Source organism: Kluyvera sp. Awk 3 (assembly GCF_028069715.1).
GTDB lineage: Bacteria > Pseudomonadota > Gammaproteobacteria > Enterobacterales > Enterobacteriaceae > Kluyvera > Kluyvera georgiana_A.
This window is the reverse complement of sequence record NZ_JANEWH010000001.1, coordinates 155089-174212: the sequence shown is the minus strand read 5'-3', so window position 1 is coordinate 174212 and position 19124 is coordinate 155089. Positions and strand designations below refer to the sequence as shown.

The following is a 19124-nucleotide window of genomic DNA, read 5'->3' as shown; positions in this document are numbered from 1 at the left end:
GATTAACATCATGAATGCTAATTTTAAAAATGAAATTCAGACATTCGGTCGTTCACTACTGTTACCTATCGCGGTATTAGCTCCCGTCGGGATGGTAATGGGAATCAGCTCGGCGCTTGGCCAGAGCTATATGATCGATAAACTCCCATTTCTGGGAAATGATATTTTCAAAGCTGTTTTATCGTCTCTGGGTTTAATCAGCAGCGTCGTTTTTAATAATATTCCATTATTATTTGCGATGGGCGTTGCCTACGGCATGTCGAAAAAAGAAAAAGGCATTGCAGTATTTGCCTCGGTCGTCGCCTATTTAACGTTGCTGATTGCCATGCACGTTCATCTGAAACTCGCGGGAACCCTGGCGAAAGAAGATCTTTCACTGGTCGGCCAGGGCATGGTGCTCGGCGTCCAGACGCTAAAAATCGAGGCCTTAGGCGGTATTATTGCGGGCCTGCTGGCGGCCAAAATCACCGACCGCTTCTACCGACTGCAGTTGCCTCTGGCCTTTGCATTCTTCAGCGGCAAGAAATCAGTGGCGATCCTGGCAATTGCCTTTGCGATTCCGGTTGGGCTGATCATCCCCTTTATCTGGGATCTTTTCACCGCCGGAATGCGCGCCGTCTCAACCATTATGATGGCGCCGGACATTGGTGCCGGTATTTACATGACGCTTAACCGTCTGCTGATACCGTTCGGCTTGCATCACGTACTGAGCTCCACCGTGCGCTTCACCGCCGCGGGCGGTACCTACCTTATTGATGGGCAAACCTACGTCGGCATTTTGCCTGCGATGAATAAGATCCTCTTTGAACTGGGCCCTTCACATCCTGCGTGGCAAGAATATATGCCTACGTTGACCAGCTACCTGGCCTCCTCGCAGATGTTGACGACCCTGTTCCGCGTGCCCGCCATCGGCCTGGCGATGTATCATATGGCTTATTTCAAAAACAAGAAATTTGCCAAAGGGATGATTCTCACCGTCGTACTCACGGCCATGCTGGGTAATATTACCGAGCCGCTGGAATTCTCCTTCCTGTTTATTGCACCAAAACTGTTTATCGTTTATGCGGTGCTGTGCGGGTTACTCACTATCCCACTACAGATGCTGGAAGTCTCCATCGGTTATATTCGCGGCACCATTTTCGACTTCGGCATTTTTGGCTTGATGTACGAAAATACGCATTGGGTAAATTTAATTCTTCTCGGTATTGTGAACTTCGTCGTGTTTTATTTCGTGTTCCGTTTTGCAATCGGTAAATTCGATATCAAAACGCCGGGCCGTGAAAGTGAAATTGCCGATAGCACCTTACTGAACAATAAAGAGTACGACAAAGTCGCCGCCATGGTGATTGAAGGTCTCGGCGGCCGGGATAACATCAAACGCGTCGAAAACTGTGTTTCTCGTCTGCGCATCGATTTGCAGGATCAGAAGAAAATCAACATGGATATCCTCAAAGAATCCGGCTCGTTGGGAACCTTTATTCCCTCCAGCAACCATGTGCACGTGGTCTTTGGCCCACACGTAGAATTTGTTCGCAACGCGGTTGATGACCGTATTGTCGGCGCGAAATAAACAACCAGGAGGCGGCAATGCGCGCACTGTATGATTCAAAAAGTAAAACCATTGACGACCGCGGCATGAAGGCACTGCTCGGTCAGCAGGCTCGAGTGCAGTCATGGCTGGATGTTGAAGCCGCGCTGGCGCTGGCGCAGGCCGAGCACGGAATGATTCCGGCCAGCGCGGCGGCGAATATCGCCGCCAACTGCCGGGTTGAGAATATCGACCTGGCGGAAATGGAACGCCTGTTACGCGAAATTGGCCATGGCTTTGTACCGATGATCAAAGTGCTGGTTAAAGCCTGCGACAGCGAAAGCGGCAAGTATGTGCACTATGGCGTCACCACGCAGAATATTCAGCAAACGGCCCAGCTGTATCTGGCGAAACAGTTCAACGTCCTGCTGCAGGGGTTCGTGGATGACATTCTGCGCAATCTGGCCCATATGGCGCGCGAGCATCACGCCACGCTCATGGCCGGACGCACCCACGGCAAACATGCATTGCCGATCACCTGGGGATACAAAGCCGCCGTCTGGATTGATGAGTTACTCAACGCCCAGCAGCGTATGCAAGAAGCGGAAAAACGGGTCTTCACCGTGATGATGGGGGGCGCCGTCGGCGCGTTTCACGCGACCGGAGAAACCGGACGACGCGTACAGGAGAGCGTAGCGAAAGCCTTAGGCATGCACGCGATGGCCATTCCATCGCGCAACTCGCGCGTATATCGCACCGAGTACATCAGCAACCTGTGCCTGCTTGCCACCACCCTGCACAAAATTGCCGAAGAGGTTTACCAGACCTCAAGCGAAGAGTTTGGCGAAGTGTCCGAAGCCTTTACCAAAGGGACCGTTGGCAGCAGCACCATGCCGCAAAAGGTCAACCCGAAACTGGCGAAAGGCATTATCGCTAACGCACAAAAGCTTTATTCCGTACATACCTCGTGCCTGTACGTCAGCCCACGCCCCTTCGAGGCAGATAGCTCGGCCTACTTTATCTTTGATGGCAATATTCAGGAGAGCATGGAGTGCATCGCCGAGATCGTTATGCGCGCCGAGGAACTGACCCGCACGCTGGTCATCAACCCCGAGCGGATGCAGCAAAACGTGCAATTGACCCACGGCCTCATCAATAGCGAAAAAATCATGATGCATCTGGTGGCGAAGCTCGGTAAAGATGCGGCGCATGAGCGCGTTTACCAGTTGGCCATGCGCAGCACTCATGAAGGTATTCCCTACGGGGAGGTGCTGCGCCAGGATCCGGTGATTCAGCAGAACTTCAGCGAGGCGGAAATTGACGCGCTGATTGACCCTTCGCACTACATCGGGCTGTGCTCAGAGATAGCGCTGGAAACCGCCGCACGCGTACAGGAGGCCCATGGTGAGTGATGCCCTGCTCTCTCTCGCCAGTCAGCGAATTGTGACGCCGGACGGAATACGCTCCGGCTACCTTCACATCTGCGGCGATAAAATTACCGGCATCGATGAGACACCCCGCGGGCGCGTCATCGACTATCACGATGCGATGCTGATGCCGGGGTTTGTCGATATTCACGTACACGGCTGGGGGCGAGGATCATTTGCCTGGAAAGGTGAACGGGACTCGCTACGCGCCATGAGTGAAGATTTAGTGTATGCAGGCGTGACGGCCTGGCTTGCCACCTCAGCCACCCAGCCAGAGGATTTCTTGTGTCAAAGCCTGGCTACCGCCGCCGAATGGATCGCGCAAGCCACGCCCGCCGACGGCGCTGAAGCGGTAGGTATCCATATGGAAGGCCCATATATCAACCCGAAGTTTATCGGTATGCAGCGTCTGGACAGCGTTCAGCCCCCCAGCATCGCCGGGTTCGAACGCTATCAACGCGCCGCGCGCGGCCATGTTCGCCTGATGACGCTGGCCCCGGAACTTCCCGGCGCACTGGCATTGATTCGCCATTTGCATCAAGCCGGCGTCACCGTTTCGGCGGGCCATACGGATGCCACGTTTGACGAAATCAGCGAGGCGATTACCGCGGGTTTGAGCCATTTTACCCACGCCTTCAGCGCCATGCGCGGCTTGCACCACCGTGAGCCTGGCGTGGTAGGCGCACTGATGTACTATGAAGACACCTACGCCGAAGTGGCAAAACAAAGCGGAATTACCCTGCGCCCGGAGGTCTTCGACATTCTCTACCGGCTGAAAAAGGATCGTCGGCTGGTAATGATGAGCGATTGTCTCGGTTACGTCGACTTTCCCGAAGGCTTCGAATTTCATCATTATCTGCGCCAGGAGACATTTCGTATCCGCCAGCAGTCGCTGGAAATTACCGATTGCCACGGCTGCACACGCACCATCAGCGCCGAAGACTGGCCCGAAGTCCGCAAGCTGGAAATGAGTTTTCTCGATTCCGTCAAAAACGTGGTTGGCCGGCTGGAGCACGGCTGGGTGTCAGCGGCGCAGATAGCCTGCCTCAACCCCGCTATCCTCGCGGGCGTGGCGGATCGCAAAGGTAGCCTGACGCCGGGCAAAGATGCCGATATTCTGGTACTCGACGACCAGCAAGAACTGCAAGCGGTGTGGTGTCGTGGCGTGTGCCAGCCGCTGGTTAAATAAAAACGTCGCCGTACTGCTGCTCAAGGAAGGCTTTTAGCGCCTGCGGACTCATCCCCTGTACCTGTTGCACGAACGCGTCAACGGGTATTTTTTTGCGCGCCGGGCTTAGCCCGTGCTCGCGCAGCAGTTGAAAATCGTCCTGCGTCAGATAGAAATTCACCTTCACATAGCTGAGTTGAGCATGACGCAGGTGACTGGCAATTTTGTTGGTAAAGGCAATCAGCAGGTCGAAATCCTGCTGCTGGAGCCGGTCCAGTTCGTTGATGTTGACGCAGGCCAGCACCTCAATGTGAAAACGCGAGAGCAGCACCTCTTTGAAGTAGCCCACTTTACTCTCTGAGGAGTTGGTCACAATGATGACGCGTTTTTTCACATCCCCCACTACCCGATTTTTCAGTTCGTGCTTTTTGATAATCAGCACCAGGGTCGCCAGATGAATCGCCGAAAACGACATCTGCCAACACGATTCTATTTCGCGCAGGGCACGCTGGACGTGCTGCCAAAGGTCGGGGTAGCGGCGCTGTACATCGTGTAGCTTTTTATCATCAAACCACAGGCGCAGTTTGTTCTGCACAATCGCCGCGTAGATAAAATGGTAAATTTCGGCAAACCAGGCGTGGTGGTTGTGAATCGTCGCATTCAGACCGCGGGACATCTCCTCGCCGGCCTGCTTAACGTGCCTGATCAGCCGCGCGTCGTACAGCGTAAAGGGACGCCAGGTAAAGGTGAGTGAGGCGATGAGCATATCCAGGCAGGCATTTTCATCTTTCTCCGCCAACACGCGATAGGGATAGGTGGTCAGGAATGCTGCCGCCGAGCTGTCGTTGATTCGCCGTCCGCGCCGAATGCGCTGTAGCGCCAGGCTGAGATAGACCAGCAGATATTTACGCCCATTGTAGCCAAGGTGAATCACCGGGCTGATGACCTTTTCATAACAGGCCGCCGCCTGGCCGATCTCCTGCGCGCACTCATGAAGAAACTGCTCGGCAATGGAACGATTGATAGGCTCGTTGGCCTGATGCGCAATCAGTTGATGACCAGTACCAATCTCGACGGTTTTCAGAATCGACATACAGGCTGCCAGACGCAGGCTGAATTCATCGCCCACCAGTTGCGAACCCTTTCTCGGTATGCTCAGCAGCGTTAACCCACTTTCCTGCACCCGGTTGAGCATGAGCGGGTTATCGTTTTTCACCGTCCCGGCGCTGACATAGAACTTTTTATAGTACTCATTTTTATTGACCACATCGTGCAGACAGAGCGCAACAAACAGATCCTGAACGCGCTCTTCACCGGTCGTGAGATAACGGTTGAAACGCACGCGCTGCAAAAACTGGATGTAATCACTGTAGGTGATACCGGTCGTAATAAATGCATTATCCTGGTGGAGATGCGCTTCGTCCGGCAGCAGTTCGTTAAGCTCTTTCATCGTTCGCTTCAGGGTGGAAAGCGTTTTGCCAAAGCGCAGCACCGCGCTATCAACCGCGAGCGGGCTGTTATCCTGAAGGTATTTGAGAAAAGAGAGATCAAAAGAGTTCATGAACGTTCGCTGCTGTTAAACGCAAAATGCAGCATAGCGAATAAACGGTAAAGAAACCGTGACCTGTCGCGGGTCACGGTAAACAGGCCATTAATTCAGCAGCGTTCCCAGCAGCAACCAGCCGTTTAATGCGACCACCACCGCAACAATCGCCCAGCCGATGCGTTTAATCCACCGCGTGTTGACCAGTTCGCCCATCAGCTTGCGGTCGCTGGTGAAAATCAGCAGCGGAACCAACGCCAGCGCAATGCCAAAGCTCAGCAGCACCTGGCTCATCACCAGAATACGCGTTGGGTCCAGCCCCATCAGAATGACGATAAACGACGGCAGCATGGTGACCGCGCGGCGGAACCACAGTGGAATATGGAAACGAATAAAGCCCTGCATCACCACCTGACCGGCCAGCGTACCAACCACCGTAGAAGACAGGCCGGCGGCAATCAGGCTGAGGCCAAAGATCGTCGCCGCCGCATGGCTGAGCAGCGGTTCAAGCGTCAGGTAAGCCTGATCGAGATCGGTAATGCCGGTATGCCCGTGAAAATGGAAGGCCGCAGCGGCTGTCGCCATCATCGCCAGGTTAACGAAGCCGGCGATGGTCATGGCGATAGCGACGTCCCAGCGGGTGGCCTGATAGCGCTCTTTAGCGCTACCGCCGTGTAGATGCTGGGTCAGCGATGAATGAAGATAAATAACGTGCGGCATGATGGTTGCCCCCAGCACCCCCGCAGCCAGATAAACCGCTTCACCATTGGGTAACGACGGTAACAGCATACCTTTGGTCAGCGGCGCCAGTTCGGGCTGCGAGAACACCAGCTCGACAATATACGCTGCCGCCACGAATAGCAGCAGGCCGCCGATCACTTTTTCCAACGGTTTTTGCCCGCGACGCTGAAGCATCAGAATCAAAAAGGTGGCAATCCCGGTCAGCACCGCGCCCTGTAACAGCGAAATGCCCAGGATCAGCTTAAAGCCGATCGCCGCACCGATAAACTCGGCCAGATCGGTCGCCATGGCGATAATTTCCGCCTGCACCCAGTAGAACCAGACCACCGGTCGTGGGTAATGGTCACGAATCTGCTCCGCGAGGTTTTTTCCGGTAGCGATGCCCAGCTTCGCTGAAAGCACCTGAATCAGCATCGCCATCAGGTTTGCCCACACCACCACCCACAGCAACTGGTAGCCAAAGCTGGCGCCCGCCTGAATGTTGGTCGCAAAGTTGCCCGGATCGATATAGCCGATCGCAGCAATAAATGCCGGCCCCATCAGCGCCAGCCGCATACGGCGTGCGGTACGACAGCTGTTAGTTTCAATGCGACTGTTTGTCATTCTCTGCCTCAAAAACATAGCCTTTGCTATGTTTTAGGCTAACAGAATGAGAATGATTATCAAGTTCATTTAAGCAAGGTGATAATGATTATTCTGATAGCCGGAACCAATAGCCAGACTGGAGGTTGGGAAGGTTTGGTATACGCTTAAGAAGAGAGTAGTACAACGTGGAAACTTTTCATACATTTACTCAACATAACAAAAATGCATGCTTGATCACTAATTTTGAGTTTGCTCACAGGTTCTGAATATAGTGAGAGACAGATCTCGTTTTATTTAACCATGTTACATAGAATGTGCACGAAAATTTAACCCGTCTCATGTTTGGAGCAAATATGGACCGCGTCTTGCATTTTATTCTCGCGCTCGTTGTGGTGGCGATCCTGGCCTTGCTGGTCAGTTCTAACCGCAAACAGATCCGCATTCGTTATGTTATCCAGCTACTGGTCATTGAAGTGCTGTTGGCCTGGTTCTTCCTGAACTCCGATATTGGTCTGGGCTTTGTGAAAGGCTTCTCCGAGATGTTCGAAAAACTTCTCGGTTTCGCCAACGAAGGGACCAACTTTGTCTTCGGTAGCATGAACGATAAAGGTCTGGCCTTCTTCTTCCTGAAAGTACTGTGCCCTATCGTGTTTATCTCTGCGCTGATCGGTATCCTGCAGCACATCCGCGTACTGCCTATCGTCATTCGTGCGATTGGTACCGTGCTGTCGAAAATCAACGGCATGGGCAAACTGGAGTCTTTCAACGCCGTCAGCTCCCTGATTCTGGGTCAGTCTGAAAACTTCATCGCCTATAAAGACATCCTTGGTAAAATGTCCCGTAACCGCATGTACACCATGGCGGCGACGGCGATGTCTACCGTGTCTATGTCTATCGTTGGCGCCTACATGACCATGCTGGAGCCGAAGTACGTTGTCGCGGCGCTGGTACTAAACATGTTCAGCACCTTTATCGTCCTGTCGCTGATCAACCCGTACCGCGTTGATGCCAGCGAAGAAAACATTCAGATGTCTAACCTGCACGAAGGTCAAAGCTTCTTCGAAATGCTGGGTGAATACATTCTGGCAGGTTTCAAAGTGGCAATTATCGTTGCTGCGATGCTGATCGGCTTTATCGCCCTGATCGCTGCGCTGAACGCCCTGTTCGCCACCGTGACCGGCTGGTTTGGCTACAGCATCTCCTTCCAGGGCATTCTGGGCTACATCTTCTATCCGGTTGCGTGGATCATGGGTGTACCGGCAAGTGAATCCCTGCAGGTGGGCAGCATCATGGCAACCAAACTGGTTTCCAATGAATTCGTCGCCATGATGGATCTGCAGAAAATCGCCGCTGAGCTCTCTCCGCGCGCGGTCGGCATCATCTCCGTGTTCCTGGTCTCCTTCGCCAACTTCTCTTCCATCGGTATCATCGCCGGTGCGATTAAAGGTCTGAACGAAGAACAGGGCAACGTGGTTTCTCGCTTCGGTCTGAAGCTGGTTTACGGTTCTACGCTGGTGAGCGTGCTGTCTGCGTCTATCGCCGCGCTGGTTCTGTAATTCACCGTCGCTAACATCAGGACCTGTAACGTTGTTACAGGTCCTTTTTTTTGTTCTCAAGCTGCCAGAGCGGACGCGGTTTATCGATCAGGTAGCCCTGCATATAGTGCACGCCAAGGCGTTCCAGCAGCTGTTGCTGTTCTTCCGTCTCGACATATTCTGCCACCACGGACAAATTCCGCAGCTTCGCCATCTCGCAGATAGAGCGAATAATCATCGCATCCATCGGGTTGTTTAAAACATCACGTACAAAGCAGCCATCTATCTTGATAATGTCGGCTTCCAGACGCTTCAGGCGCTCATAGTTCGCGTAGCCGGTACCGAAGTCATCAATCGCAATCAGGCAGCCAAACTGACGCAACTGCTGGATATTGGCAACGCTGACGTCAGAGTTGGAAAAAGCCTGCTCTTCGGTAATCTCGATAATAATGCGTTTAACATCGACGTGATAACGGCGGAACAGCGCGATAATCTCGGCGGCGCTCCCCTTTTGCATCAAGGTGTACGGCATCAGATTCACCGAGAAATTCTTATCGGGAAGCTCATCCAGCGAGCTGAACAGATACTCCAGTACCTGCATGTCAAAGCGCTTGCTAAGGTTGAACTGCGCAAGGACCGGGATGAATTTATCCGGCGTCACCATACCGTCAGCGTCAACGAGGCGGCTTAGTATCTCGTAGTAACCTTCGCCGGAAGGCTTTCTGATCGACTGGGCGTAAAGCACAAAACCGCCCCAGTCCAGCGCGTTTTTAACCCGATTCAACAGCACAACCTGTTCGCTGCTTTGGTCGAAAGCGTCAACGTGGCCGTTATCCAGCTTGAGGATTTGATTCCCTTCATCGGCCTGCTCCACTAACCAGCTCAGTTGCCCCAGCATATGGTGCATATTTTTATCCCGCGGGCTCACCGGCGCCCAGGAGATCGCGTATTCCAGGTTCAGAACCGCATTGTTCCAGTGGATCTCTTTATTGCTCAGAAAATTAATCAGATGCTTCAGCCGGGCCTCGGTATCCGGACCGTTCAGCACCAGCAGCAGTTCATTACCCGGCAGCTGGAACAACTTTTCTTCACTGAACAGCATCGGCTGTAGGATATGCGTGACGCTGCGTTTGCAATGCATACGCATCATCATGCCATAGTGACGACTGAGGAAGTCGAGGTTACCAATGTGCAGACAACACAGGCTGATCGCGCCAGCGCGCGGCGTCATCATATACTCCTCCAGCGCACGCAGGTTCGGTAAGCCAGTTATCGGGTCCTGCATGGCCTGCGCCTGCCACTTGGCCTGCAGCCGCTGGCTGCGATGGTAGACCTGGAGCAAGTAAAGCAGGCACACCGTAAAGGAGATCAGCGACGACAGAATAAAAGCCAGCGAATACTGGGTTTGTATGCCATGAAGGAAATTTTTGTTGTACATCACCAGCAGGAAGGCGGAAACCGTCCAGGTCATGACGACAAGCGGGTAAGCCAACTGGCTGATGCCAAAAGAGAAAAAGATAAATATTGCCGGAACCAGATAACCCGCAAAATAATAATCGCCAAACGGCGCACACAAAAATATCATCATACCTATCAGGCTAATAAACCAACAGGTAATAAATATCTTATTTCTAAGATTGGTATAACAAGCGATATTACGATACCAGAATGCCCTGGCATAACGTGGGTTCAAGCACATCCTGAAGGGGTAATAAAAAAGACGAGTAAATATCAGTGATGCACAAACCAGGCCCTGAATATCAACAATAGAATAAATAACGGATGTTATATTAAAATAACTGTACATTAACTCCGGAATGTCAATAATCTCACCGGTAATATACATCAAAACCTTGCCCATAACTGGGGTAGCAAAGCCCAACCAGAAAACATTTAAGCCAATGTTTTTTATAGGAATACCGTGTCGCCATCGACGCCCATGCATATAGCGTAGAATAACGCAGGAGATGCATACTGCGGCCAACTGACAGAATAGCAACGTTAATGAATAAAAGGGCGATAAATGCAATTGCCAATAGTTAGTGACGGTAAAACCAATCGCTAATGGGGCGATAGCATGACGGCCAAAAAGCATAATCAATGCAATCATTACGCCAAGCGGTAGCCAGGCCAGATATACAGAATGCCCATCATAAAAAGCAGTAGGAGAGATATATCTGGATAATGGAATAGCCACCAGGCTCAATATAAGAGCCAGGCAGAATTTCCTGAGTGGGTTAGTCCTTATCACCGTCATGCGTATCAGCCGATATCCTTTATCGTACGTAATTTGACTCTTTGAATATTATGGTCGCGAATTTGTTGGCGCAAGTTTAAGCGATAAAATCCTGATCTACACCGGACTTTTGAACGTAAATCGCTGTATTTTTGTACACGACAAGGATGAAAAAAACCCCCGCCTTCAGGCGAGGGTTTCAAATTTTGGTGGAGCTAAGCGGGATCGAACCGCTGACCTCTTGCATGCCATGCAAGCGCTCTCCCAGCTGAGCTATAGCCCCACAGTGTCTTTACGTTCCAAAACCTGATGGGAGCAGGATTTGGTGGAGCTAAGCGGGATCGAACCGCTGACCTCTTGCATGCCATGCAAGCGCTCTCCCAGCTGAGCTATAGCCCCAACGTAAAGCTGTCGAGTTGACGGGCGGCATAATATGAATTCCCTCGCACAGTGTCAACGGCAAAATTCGCTAACGGCATCTAATCGCTGAAAAAGCAGACAAACGCGCCGGTTTACGCGCCTGCTCGCAAACAGGAGTTATGCATGTCACGTTTTCCACTAAAACGATGCTATAACATGAACCTGTAATTCCCACACAGCAACTCAGGAAATAGTATGCTCAAGGAACGAATGACGCCGGAGGAGATCGCCCACCTGACAGGCTATAGCCGCCAGACCATTAACAAATGGGTGCGTAAGGAAGGCTGGAAAACGTCTCCTCGTCCCGGCGTTCAGGGCGGTAAAGCCAGGGTCGTCCACGTCAACGATGAAGTCGTGGAGTTTATCCACAGCGCGCAGCGCGCTTCAGAGCCCCCTGCTCCCTACATTTCCGATAACCCCTTCCATACGCTGCTGCTGACGCTGGTTGATGAGATGACCGAAACTGAACAGAAACAGTTGACCTCGCTGCTACTCCGGGAAGGAATTAGCGGTTTATTGCAACGTTTAGGAATCCGTGGTTAAACGCAAGAGATGAAAACACTTCCTGCCAAAATGTCGACCGAAGAGCTCGCCGAGCGCTTAGGGATAACCCGACAAACCGTTAACCGTTGGATTCGCGAGCAAGGCTGGCACACCGAACCCATGCCGGGCATTAAAGGCGGCCGCGCGCGCCTGATTTTTATCACTCCTGAAGTACTGGACTACCTCGCCAATACCCCAGCGCTGCGTAGCCATACCACGCAAAGCCAGCTTGGAGAACCTTCTCGCAGCTACACAACAAATGAATCTGAGGTGGTGTGGCGACAAATTACCGACGTCCTGCAGAACATGACGCCGCAAGAACAGCAGCGTCTGCACCATTTGCTGGCGCGTGAAGGCATTTGCGGATTTCTTTCCCGGCTAGGGTTAAGCCAGGACGAGACGTAAAAAAAGCGGGTTTCCCCGCTTTTTTCTTGCTCAACGCCGTTTTACTGCTGGCTTTCACGCTCAGCGATAAAACCCAGCGCCTTGTTGATGCGCTCGATACTACGAGATTTGCCAATTGCGTGCACGGTGACGTCCAGCGCAGGCGACTGCCCAGCCCCGGTCACCGCAACGCGCAGCGGCATACCCACTTTACCCATGCCCACTTCCAGCTCATCGGCGGTTGCCTGAATCGCGTGGTGAACGTTTTCCGCAGTCCACTCAGTGATGGCGGCAATTTTATCGCGCACCACTTCCAGCGGCTGACGCGCAACCGGACGCAGGTGTTTCTTCGCCGCATCGGCGTCGAACTCGGCAAAGTCTTCGTAGAAGTAGCGGCAGCTTTGCGCCATCTCTTTCAGGGTTTTGCAGCGCTCGCCCAGCAGTTTCACCAGCTCGCACAGCTGCGGTCCAACGCGGGTATCGATATTTTCCTGCTCGATGTGCCACTGCAGGTGCGTCGCCACGTATTCCGGCGCCAGCGTATTGATGTAGTGATGGTTCAGCCACAGCAGTTTATCAGTATTGAACGCGCTGGCAGATTTGCTGACCGCATTCAGAGAGAAGAACTCGATCATCTCTTCACGAGTGAAGATCTCCTGATCGCCGTGGGACCAGCCCAGACGTACCAGGTAGTTCAGCAGCGCTTCCGGCAGGTAGCCGTCATCACGATACTGCATCACGCTGACCGCGCCGTGACGCTTGGACAGTTTTTTGCCGTCGTCACCGTTGATCATCGACACGTGCGCATAAACCGGTACCGGCGCATTCAGCGCTTTCAGGATGTTGATCTGGCGCGGCGTGTTGTTGATATGATCTTCACCGCGGATTACGTGGGTGATTTCCATATCCCAGTCATCGACCACCACACAGAAGTTGTAGGTCGGGGAACCGTCAGTACGGCGGATGATCAGATCGTCCAGCTCCTGGTTGCTGAATTCGATCGGGCCGCGGATCTGGTCGTCAAAAATAACGGAACCTTCTTGCGGGTTAGCAAAACGCACCACGCATGGCTCATCGGCAGCATGATGTTCGTGACCATGGCGGCAACGGCCGTCGTAACGCGGTTTTTCACCGTTAGCCATCTGCTCTTCGCGCAGCGCATCCAGACGTTCTTTGGAGCAGTAACATTTATAGGCAGTGCCCGCTTCCAGCATTTCATCAATCACCGCGTTGTAGCGATCGAAACGCTTGGTCTGATAGTACGGACCTTCATCCCACTCCAGATTCAGCCAGTTCATTCCATCCATGATGGCTTCAATGGCTTCTGGCGTTGAGCGCTCAAGATCGGTGTCTTCAATACGCAGCACAAACTCACCGTCGTGGTTACGTGCAAAAAGCCAGGAATAAAGAGCAGTACGAGCGCCGCCGACGTGCAGATAGCCTGTCGGGCTAGGCGCGAAGCGAGTTTTGATTTTCATGAAATGGCCTTACGTTTATAAAGATGCCGACAACCGGCAAATCCCGGAAATACAAGTGGGCAATATTCTAGCACTCCCACTCGGTTGTTCCCACCGCAAGCGCATGCTTTGCTGATTTTGCATATAATTCATACAACATAGCGCGTTTTGCGATCGCTTTGTTTATTTTTACGACGAACGAACAAATTCTTTAGAAAAGGCGTTGACTCATTTTCAACTCTCCCTATAATGCGACTCCACACAGCGGGGGTGATTAGCTCAGCTGGGAGAGCACCTCCCTTACAAGGAGGGGGTCGGCGGTTCGATCCCGTCATCACCCACCAACTACTTTATGTAGTCTCCGCCGTGTAGAGTAAGAAATTGAGAAGTGGGTGATTAGCTCAGCTGGGAGAGCACCTCCCTTACAAGGAGGGGGTCGGCGGTTCGATCCCGTCATCACCCACCACTTTCTCGCCAGCTGGATTTCTTACAACAAAATGAAGTACCGAAGTGGGTGATTAGCTCAGCTGGGAGAGCACCTCCCTTACAAGGAGGGGGTCGGCGGTTCGATCCCGTCATCACCCACCACTTCGGGTCGTTAGCTCAGTTGGTAGAGCAGTTGACTTTTAATCAATTGGTCGCAGGTTCGAATCCTGCACGACCCACCAATGTAAAAAAGCGCCCTAAAGGCGCTTTTTTGCTATCTGCAATCTGGAAGATTCGAACCTGCAGCAGGTTCGTGTCGAACGCAGTGAGACAACGGAGCCGTTTACGGCGACGGCCCGAAGGGCGAGCGAAGCGAGTCATCCTGCACGACCCACCAATGTAAAAAAGCGCCCTAAAGGCGCTTTTTTGCTATCTGCAATCTGGACGATTCGCACCTCCGCCCTCAGCCATTCAAGTTCAGCCATATTCTGCCGATACTCCTTATATTTACCCGTATAAGGCGTATACCATGACCGTTATCAGCTCTACCTCTATTCCAGCCCTGAAAACCACCACCAGCACCGCCGCGCCGAGCGGTAACGACGCAGCCTCGCAAATGGCGCGCATTACCCAGCAGATCGTCAAACTCACCCAGCAGCTGAAAGAAATCGCCGACGGTAACGGCAGCGCCGAAGAAAAACAGAAACAGGCCGAAATGATTCAGGAGCAAATTACCATGCTGGAAGCCCAGCTGGCGCAGCTGCAGAACCAACAAGCTGAAAAAGCGCAGGAAAAACAAGAAGCCTCTGTGACAGCGATCACCAGTGTCAACAAACCCAGCGACGAACACCAGATCGACATCTACGTCTGATACAACGGATCCTGCTGGCGTTCATCCGTCAGGCGCTGGCTTTGTTCGCGCACCACATCCCACAACGCCTGCGCGGCGGTGGAGAGCGAACGGTTTTTCCGCCGTACCAGCATTAACTGGCGCTCAACGCCAGGCGCCAGCCTTTTCACCACCAGCGGGCTACCCTCCGGAGGCGGCAATGCCAGCGCGGGAATAATGCTAATCCCAATGCCCGCCGTCACCATCGGGAACAACGTCGCCGGGTGACCAATCTCCTGCACGATATCCGCCTCAATATCGTGCAGGCGCAGCGCGGCATCAATCAACATTCGGCTGCCTGACGCGTAGTCCTGAAGCACCAGCTTTGCCGCTTGCAGCGCCTGCCAGCTGACGTACGGCAAATCCGCGAATGAATGATCGCGTCGACAAAGTAGAAAAAAAGGCTCCGACAGTACCGTTTCGCACTGCAAATCCCCGACCACGCCAGGATCGATAACGATGCCAAAATCCACGTCCCCCTGACGAATACTTTCCAGTACCCACTGTTGAGGGCGATCGTGCAGCACAAAGCGAATCTCGGGATAGCGCAGATTGCTCTCGGCAATACACTGCGGAATGAGGTGTGCAGATATGGTCTGGCTTGCCGCTACGCGCACTGTCCCACTGAGCTGTTGGCCAATCCGCCCGGCTTCACGCAGCGTACTGTGCAACTCATCCAGCTGGCGTTCAAGCCGCTGCGCCAGCTGCTGCCCGGCCTCGGTCAGCACCACCTCACGCGTGGTGCGGTCGAGCAAACGCACGCCGGTCTGATGTTCCAGCTCCTTAACGCTATGACTCACCGCCGACTGGCTGAGGCCAATGATCTCCCCGGCTCGGCTGAAGCTTTTGGCCCGGGCAACCGTAACAAACACCTTTAACTGACGCAGCGAGTAATTCATCTGTTTTTTTCATCAATGGATGCAATAAATCAATTTTATTTCTCAAAAATAAAAAAGCAAAATGTCTGCATCGATCTTCAGGAGTCTTTATGAAACTTTTTCGCGTTTTAGACCCGTTTACGCTAACCCTTATCGCCGTTGTCCTGCTCGCCACCTTCTTCCCGGCGCGCGGCGACTTTGTGCCGTTTTTCGAAAACCTGACCACCGCCGCCATCGCGCTACTGTTCTTTATGCACGGCGCCAAATTATCGCGTGAGTCAATTATTGCCGGCGGCAGCCACTGGCGTCTGCATCTGTGGGTGATGTGCAGCACTTTTGTGGTGTTCCCGGTGCTGGGCGTACTGTTTGCCTGGTGGGCGCCCATTAACGTCGACCCGCAGCTCTATGCCGGTTTCCTGTATCTGTGCATTCTGCCTGCTACCGTGCAGTCGGCAATCGCCTTTACCTCGCTGGCGGGCGGTAACGTCGCCGCTGCGGTATGTTCGGCTTCGGCTTCCAGCCTGCTGGGGATCTTCCTCTCGCCGCTGTTGGTTGGCCTGGTGATGAACGTCCACGGCGCAGGCGGCAGCCTTGAGCAGGTCGGCAAAATTATGCTGCAACTGCTGCTGCCGTTTGTCCTCGGCCACCTGTCCCGCCCGTGGACCGCCGCCTTCGTGACAAAGCATAAGAAATGGATCGCCAAAACCGACCAGACCTCCATTTTGCTGGTGGTCTACTCCGCTTTCAGCGAAGCGGTCGTCAACGGTATCTGGCATAAAGTGGGCGTGGGTTCACTGCTGTTTATTGTGATTGTGAGTATCGTGCTGCTGGCACTGGTGATCCTGATTAACACCGTGGTCGCTCGGCGGATGGGCTTTAATAAAGCGGACGAAATTACGATTGTCTTCTGCGGTTCGAAAAAGAGTCTGGCCAACGGTATTCCGATGGCCAATATTCTCTTCCCGACGTCGGTGCTGGGGATGATGGTGCTGCCGCTGATGATCTTCCACCAGATTCAGCTGATGACCTGCGCGGTGCTGGCGCGCCGCTATAAAGCGCAGACGGAAAAACTGCAGGCCAAAGAACAGGCCCGCGTGTAAAGTTAGCGCTTGAGGGGTTGCACCAATTGGCTCAACCCCTCGGTTTTAATCAACAGCGTGAGCTGCATCAGTTCACCAAGATGGCCCGCCGGAAACTGATCTTTGCGGGCAAACCACAGCAGATACTCTTCCGGAACGTCGATTAAACGTCGGCCTTTATACTTACCGAATGGCATCTCGGTATTAGCAATCTCAACCAGCTGCGCTTTATCCACCTTAGACTCCCAGCAGCCGCAGCATTTCGGCCTCATCAATCACCGCAATGCCCAGTTCCTGCGCTTTGGCAAGCTTAGAGCCCGCCGCTTCACCGGCAATCACCAGGTCGGTTTTCTTCGATACGCTGCCCGCGACTTTAGCCCCGAGTTCAACCAGCCGCGCTTTGGCATCATCGCGGGACATCTGGCTCAGGCTGCCGGTCAGCACTACCGTTTTACCGGCGAACGGGCTGTCTATCTCTTCGGCATTGATCACCACCGGAGCAGGCCAGTTGACGCCTTCTTTTAACAGTTGCTGAATAACTTCGCGGTTGCTGGCTTCGGCAAAAAAGTTAAACACGTGGTTAGCGACCACGACACCGACATCCGGCACCTTCTGTAGCTCTTCAATGGATGCGGCTTCCAGCGCCTCCAGTGTGCCAAAGTAGCCAGCCAGCCCGGCGGCCGTCGCCTCACCCACTTCGCGAATACCTAAGCCATAGAGGAAACGGGCGAAGGTCGTTTGTTTGGCTTTTTCCAGCGCGTTAACCACATTCTGTGCCGATTTCGGCCCCATGCGATCCAGCCCGGTAAGCTTACCAGCCGTCAACGTGAACAGGTCCGCTGGGGTGTGGACGTACTCTTTCTCCACCAGCTGGTCGATGATTTTATCGCCCATGCCATCAACGTCGAGCGCGCGTCGGGAGACGAAATGCTTGAGCGCCTCTTTCCGCTGCGCGCCGCAGATCAGACCGCCGGTACAGCGGGCCACGGCTTCCCCTTCAACGCGTTCAACGTCGGAGTTACATACCGGGCAATGGGTCGGGAAAACAATCTCCTGCGTTTCGGCAGGACGCTCAGAAAGCACCACGTTGACGACCTGCGGGATCACATCACCGGCGCGACGAATTACCACTTTATCGCCAATGCGCAGCCCCAGACGCTCAATTTCATCGGCATTGTGCAGCGTTGCGTTGCTGACCAACACTCCCGCCACCTGAACCGGCTCCAGACGCGCCACTGGCGTAATCGCCCCGGTGCGCCCCACCTGGAATTCGACGTCGCGCACGAAGGTCATCTGCTCCTGGGCCGGGAATTTGAACGCCACCGCCCAGCGCGGAGCACGGGCGACAAAGCCAAGCTGTTCCTGCAGCGCCAGCGAGTTGACCTTAATCACCACGCCATCAATATCAAAACCTAACGTCGGACGATCTTCTTCAACCTTATGATAGTAAGCGAGTACTTCCTCCGGCGAGTCGCACAGCGTTACGCGGTCGCTCACCGGCAGTCCCCACGCTTTAAACTGCAGCAAACGCCCCAGATGGGTATCCGGCAGCACGCCGCCTTCCAGTACGCCCACACCGTAGCAGAAGAAAGTAAGCGGTCGCTTCGCTGTGATGCGCGGATCTAACTGGCGCAGCGAACCGGCGGCGGCGTTGCGCGGGTTAGCGAACACTTTGCTGCCGGTACGGCGCGCCTCTTCGTTAATCTTTTCAAACCCGGCCTGGGGCAGGAATACTTCACCGCGCACTTCCAGACGCGCCGGGATGTTATCACCGTGCAGCTTCAGCGGAATAGCGCGGATAGTACGAACGTTAGAGGTAATATCCTCCCCGGTGGTGCCGTCGCCGCGCGTCGCCGCGCTGACCAGCACGCCATTTTCATAGAGGATGCTCACCGCCAGGCCATCGAGCTTCAGTTCACAGCACCAGGTCAGCTTATCGCTGCTGTTCAGGCGATCCTGAACACGCTTGTTAAACGCCAGGAAGCTCTCTTCATCAAAAACGTTATCCAGCGACAGCATCGGCACTTCGTGGCGAATCTGACTAAAGGCCGCCAGCGGCCCTGCTCCGACGCGCTGAGTCGGTGAGTCAGCGGTAACTAACTCAGGGTGCTGCGCCTCCAGCTCGCGCAGCTCGCGCATCAGGCGGTCGTACTCGGCGTCGGGCAGTTCCGGCGCATCCAGCACGTGATACAGGTATTCATGATGGCGAAGCGTCGCTCGCAGTTCATTCAGTCGTTGTTCTATTGGTTGCATATCACACCATCAATGATAAAAAACCCCCGACA

At 53.7% G+C, this 19124-nt stretch carries 15 protein-coding genes, 6 tRNA genes and 1 other RNA gene; 13 read left to right on the top strand and 9 right to left on the bottom strand.

Annotated features, from left to right (window positions below; all coding sequences use genetic code 11):
- Positions 1 to 10: 10 nt before the first annotated feature.
- The 3 genes from NNN71_RS00820 to nagA are packed head-to-tail and all read left to right on the top strand — an operon-like array spanning position 11 to position 4144.
- Complete coding sequence (locus tag NNN71_RS00820) at positions 11 to 1570, top strand: PTS transporter subunit EIIC (protein WP_064543735.1); 1560 nt, start codon at positions 11 to 13, stop codon at positions 1568 to 1570.
- A gap of 17 nt (positions 1571 to 1587) precedes the next feature.
- Complete coding sequence (locus NNN71_RS00815; protein WP_163446094.1) at positions 1588 to 2940, top strand: class-II fumarase/aspartase family protein; 1353 nt, start codon at positions 1588 to 1590, stop codon at positions 2938 to 2940.
- Positions 2930 to 4144 (top strand): N-acetylglucosamine-6-phosphate deacetylase, encoded by a 1215-nt coding sequence (gene nagA, locus NNN71_RS00810; protein ID WP_249022933.1) that lies wholly within the window; start codon positions 2930 to 2932, stop codon positions 4142 to 4144. Before NNN71_RS00815 ends, nagA begins: the two co-directional genes overlap by 11 nt.
- On the opposite strand, the gene NNN71_RS00805 is transcribed toward nagA, so the two are convergent.
- A complete protein-coding gene (locus tag NNN71_RS00805; protein WP_271457675.1) occupies positions 4137 to 5684 on the bottom strand; it encodes a hypothetical protein in 1548 nt (515 codons plus the stop codon). The genes nagA and NNN71_RS00805 overlap by 8 nt on opposite strands.
- A gap of 90 nt (positions 5685 to 5774) precedes the next feature.
- The gene (locus NNN71_RS00800) at positions 5775 to 7010 is read right to left on the bottom strand and encodes an Nramp family divalent metal transporter (RefSeq protein WP_167575288.1); all 1236 of its coding nucleotides are present in this window, start codon (positions 7008 to 7010) and stop codon (positions 5775 to 5777) included.
- Positions 7011 to 7345: 335 nt separating this feature from the next.
- Here NNN71_RS00800 and nupC point away from each other — a divergent pair, with 335 nt between their 5' ends.
- Positions 7346 to 8548: a nucleoside permease NupC gene (gene nupC, locus NNN71_RS00795; RefSeq protein WP_163446097.1), complete on the top strand. Its 1203-nt coding sequence runs from the start codon at positions 7346 to 7348 to the stop codon at positions 8546 to 8548.
- Positions 8549 to 8582: 34 nt separating this feature from the next.
- Here nupC and NNN71_RS00790 read toward each other — a convergent pair whose 3' ends face one another.
- From NNN71_RS00790 to NNN71_RS00780, 3 genes are all read right to left on the bottom strand, one after another.
- A complete protein-coding gene (locus tag NNN71_RS00790) occupies positions 8583 to 10784 on the bottom strand; it encodes a sensor domain-containing phosphodiesterase (protein ID WP_223803087.1) in 2202 nt (733 codons plus the stop codon).
- A 186-nt stretch (positions 10785 to 10970) separates the two neighbouring features.
- A tRNA-Ala gene (locus tag NNN71_RS00785) sits at positions 10971 to 11046 on the bottom strand.
- A gap of 40 nt (positions 11047 to 11086) precedes the next feature.
- Positions 11087 to 11162: transfer RNA gene (locus NNN71_RS00780), tRNA-Ala, on the bottom strand.
- A 216-nt stretch (positions 11163 to 11378) separates the two neighbouring features.
- On the opposite strand from NNN71_RS00780, the gene NNN71_RS00775 reads away from it, so the two are divergent.
- Together NNN71_RS00775 and NNN71_RS00770 are read left to right on the top strand one after the other, a co-directional pair.
- Positions 11379 to 11726: a YfeC-like transcriptional regulator gene (locus tag NNN71_RS00775; RefSeq protein WP_064543724.1), complete on the top strand. Its 348-nt coding sequence runs from the start codon at positions 11379 to 11381 to the stop codon at positions 11724 to 11726.
- A gap of 9 nt (positions 11727 to 11735) precedes the next feature.
- Positions 11736 to 12131 (top strand): YfeC-like transcriptional regulator, encoded by a 396-nt coding sequence (locus NNN71_RS00770; RefSeq protein ID WP_271457674.1) that lies wholly within the window; start codon positions 11736 to 11738, stop codon positions 12129 to 12131.
- Between the two features lie 41 nt (positions 12132 to 12172).
- Here NNN71_RS00770 and gltX read toward each other — a convergent pair whose 3' ends face one another.
- The gene (gene gltX / locus NNN71_RS00765; protein ID WP_163446100.1) at positions 12173 to 13588 is read right to left on the bottom strand and encodes a glutamate--tRNA ligase; all 1416 of its coding nucleotides are present in this window, start codon (positions 13586 to 13588) and stop codon (positions 12173 to 12175) included.
- Positions 13589 to 13835: 247 nt separating this feature from the next.
- On the opposite strand from gltX, the gene NNN71_RS00760 reads away from it, so the two are divergent.
- The 6 genes from NNN71_RS00760 (at position 13836) to NNN71_RS00735 (ending at position 14864) form a co-directional block, all read left to right on the top strand.
- Positions 13836 to 13911, top strand: a tRNA-Val gene (locus NNN71_RS00760).
- A gap of 46 nt (positions 13912 to 13957) precedes the next feature.
- Positions 13958 to 14033, top strand: a tRNA-Val gene (locus NNN71_RS00755).
- Positions 14034 to 14079: 46 nt separating this feature from the next.
- Positions 14080 to 14155: transfer RNA gene (locus NNN71_RS00750), tRNA-Val, on the top strand.
- Positions 14156 to 14159: 4 nt separating this feature from the next.
- Positions 14160 to 14235 (top strand) — tRNA-Lys (locus NNN71_RS00745).
- A 29-nt stretch (positions 14236 to 14264) separates the two neighbouring features.
- A non-coding RNA gene (locus NNN71_RS00740) (RtT sRNA) lies at positions 14265 to 14390 on the top strand.
- 132 nt (positions 14391 to 14522) lie between these two features.
- Positions 14523 to 14864 carry a FlxA-like family protein gene (locus NNN71_RS00735; RefSeq protein ID WP_163446101.1) on the top strand — a complete coding sequence of 114 codons (342 nt, stop codon included), beginning with the start codon at positions 14523 to 14525 and terminating at the stop codon, positions 14862 to 14864.
- Here the strand turns inward: NNN71_RS00735 and NNN71_RS00730 are convergent.
- Positions 14855 to 15781, bottom strand: a complete 927-nt coding sequence (locus NNN71_RS00730) for a LysR family transcriptional regulator (protein ID WP_271457673.1) — start codon at positions 15779 to 15781, stop codon at positions 14855 to 14857. The two genes, NNN71_RS00735 and NNN71_RS00730, sit on opposite strands and share 10 nt — an antisense overlap.
- A gap of 89 nt (positions 15782 to 15870) precedes the next feature.
- Here NNN71_RS00730 and NNN71_RS00725 point away from each other — a divergent pair, with 89 nt between their 5' ends.
- Entirely contained in the window at positions 15871 to 16860 is a 990-nt protein-coding gene (locus NNN71_RS00725) for a bile acid:sodium symporter family protein (RefSeq protein WP_271457672.1), read from the top strand.
- 2 nt (positions 16861 to 16862) lie between these two features.
- Here NNN71_RS00725 and NNN71_RS00720 read toward each other — a convergent pair whose 3' ends face one another.
- Entirely contained in the window at positions 16863 to 17075 is a 213-nt protein-coding gene (locus NNN71_RS00720; RefSeq protein ID WP_163446104.1) for a DUF3820 family protein, read from the bottom strand.
- A gap of 1 nt (position 17076) precedes the next feature.
- Complete coding sequence (gene ligA, locus NNN71_RS00715; protein ID WP_271457671.1) at positions 17077 to 19092, bottom strand: NAD-dependent DNA ligase LigA; 2016 nt, start codon at positions 19090 to 19092, stop codon at positions 17077 to 17079.
- Positions 19093 to 19124 lie beyond the last annotated feature (32 nt).

Excerpts from the sequence above, each read along its gene's own strand:
- NNN71_RS00820 (WP_064543735.1), top strand. The coding sequence starts at position 11 with ATGAATGCTAATTTTAAAAATGAAATTCAGACATTCGGTCGTTCACTA.
- NNN71_RS00800 (WP_167575288.1), bottom strand. The coding sequence starts at position 7,010 with ATGACAAACAGTCGCATTGAAACTAACAGCTGTCGTACCGCACGCCGT.
- NNN71_RS00730 (WP_271457673.1), bottom strand. The coding sequence starts at position 15,781 with ATGAATTACTCGCTGCGTCAGTTAAAGGTGTTTGTTACGGTTGCCCGG.
- NNN71_RS00805 (WP_271457675.1), bottom strand. The coding sequence starts at position 5,684 with ATGAACTCTTTTGATCTCTCTTTTCTCAAATACCTTCAGGATAACAGC.
- gltX (WP_163446100.1), bottom strand. The coding sequence starts at position 13,588 with ATGAAAATCAAAACTCGCTTCGCGCCTAGCCCGACAGGCTATCTGCAC.
- NNN71_RS00815 (WP_163446094.1), top strand. The coding sequence starts at position 1,588 with ATGCGCGCACTGTATGATTCAAAAAGTAAAACCATTGACGACCGCGGC.
- ligA (WP_271457671.1), bottom strand. The coding sequence starts at position 19,092 with ATGCAACCAATAGAACAACGACTGAATGAACTGCGAGCGACGCTTCGC.
- NNN71_RS00790 (WP_223803087.1), bottom strand. The coding sequence starts at position 10,784 with ATGACGGTGATAAGGACTAACCCACTCAGGAAATTCTGCCTGGCTCTT.
- nupC (WP_163446097.1), top strand. The coding sequence starts at position 7,346 with ATGGACCGCGTCTTGCATTTTATTCTCGCGCTCGTTGTGGTGGCGATC.
- NNN71_RS00725 (WP_271457672.1), top strand. The coding sequence starts at position 15,871 with ATGAAACTTTTTCGCGTTTTAGACCCGTTTACGCTAACCCTTATCGCC.
- NNN71_RS00775 (WP_064543724.1), top strand. The coding sequence starts at position 11,379 with ATGCTCAAGGAACGAATGACGCCGGAGGAGATCGCCCACCTGACAGGC.
- nagA (WP_249022933.1), top strand. The coding sequence starts at position 2,930 with ATGGTGAGTGATGCCCTGCTCTCTCTCGCCAGTCAGCGAATTGTGACG.
- NNN71_RS00770 (WP_271457674.1), top strand. The coding sequence starts at position 11,736 with ATGAAAACACTTCCTGCCAAAATGTCGACCGAAGAGCTCGCCGAGCGC.
- NNN71_RS00735 (WP_163446101.1), top strand. The coding sequence starts at position 14,523 with ATGACCGTTATCAGCTCTACCTCTATTCCAGCCCTGAAAACCACCACC.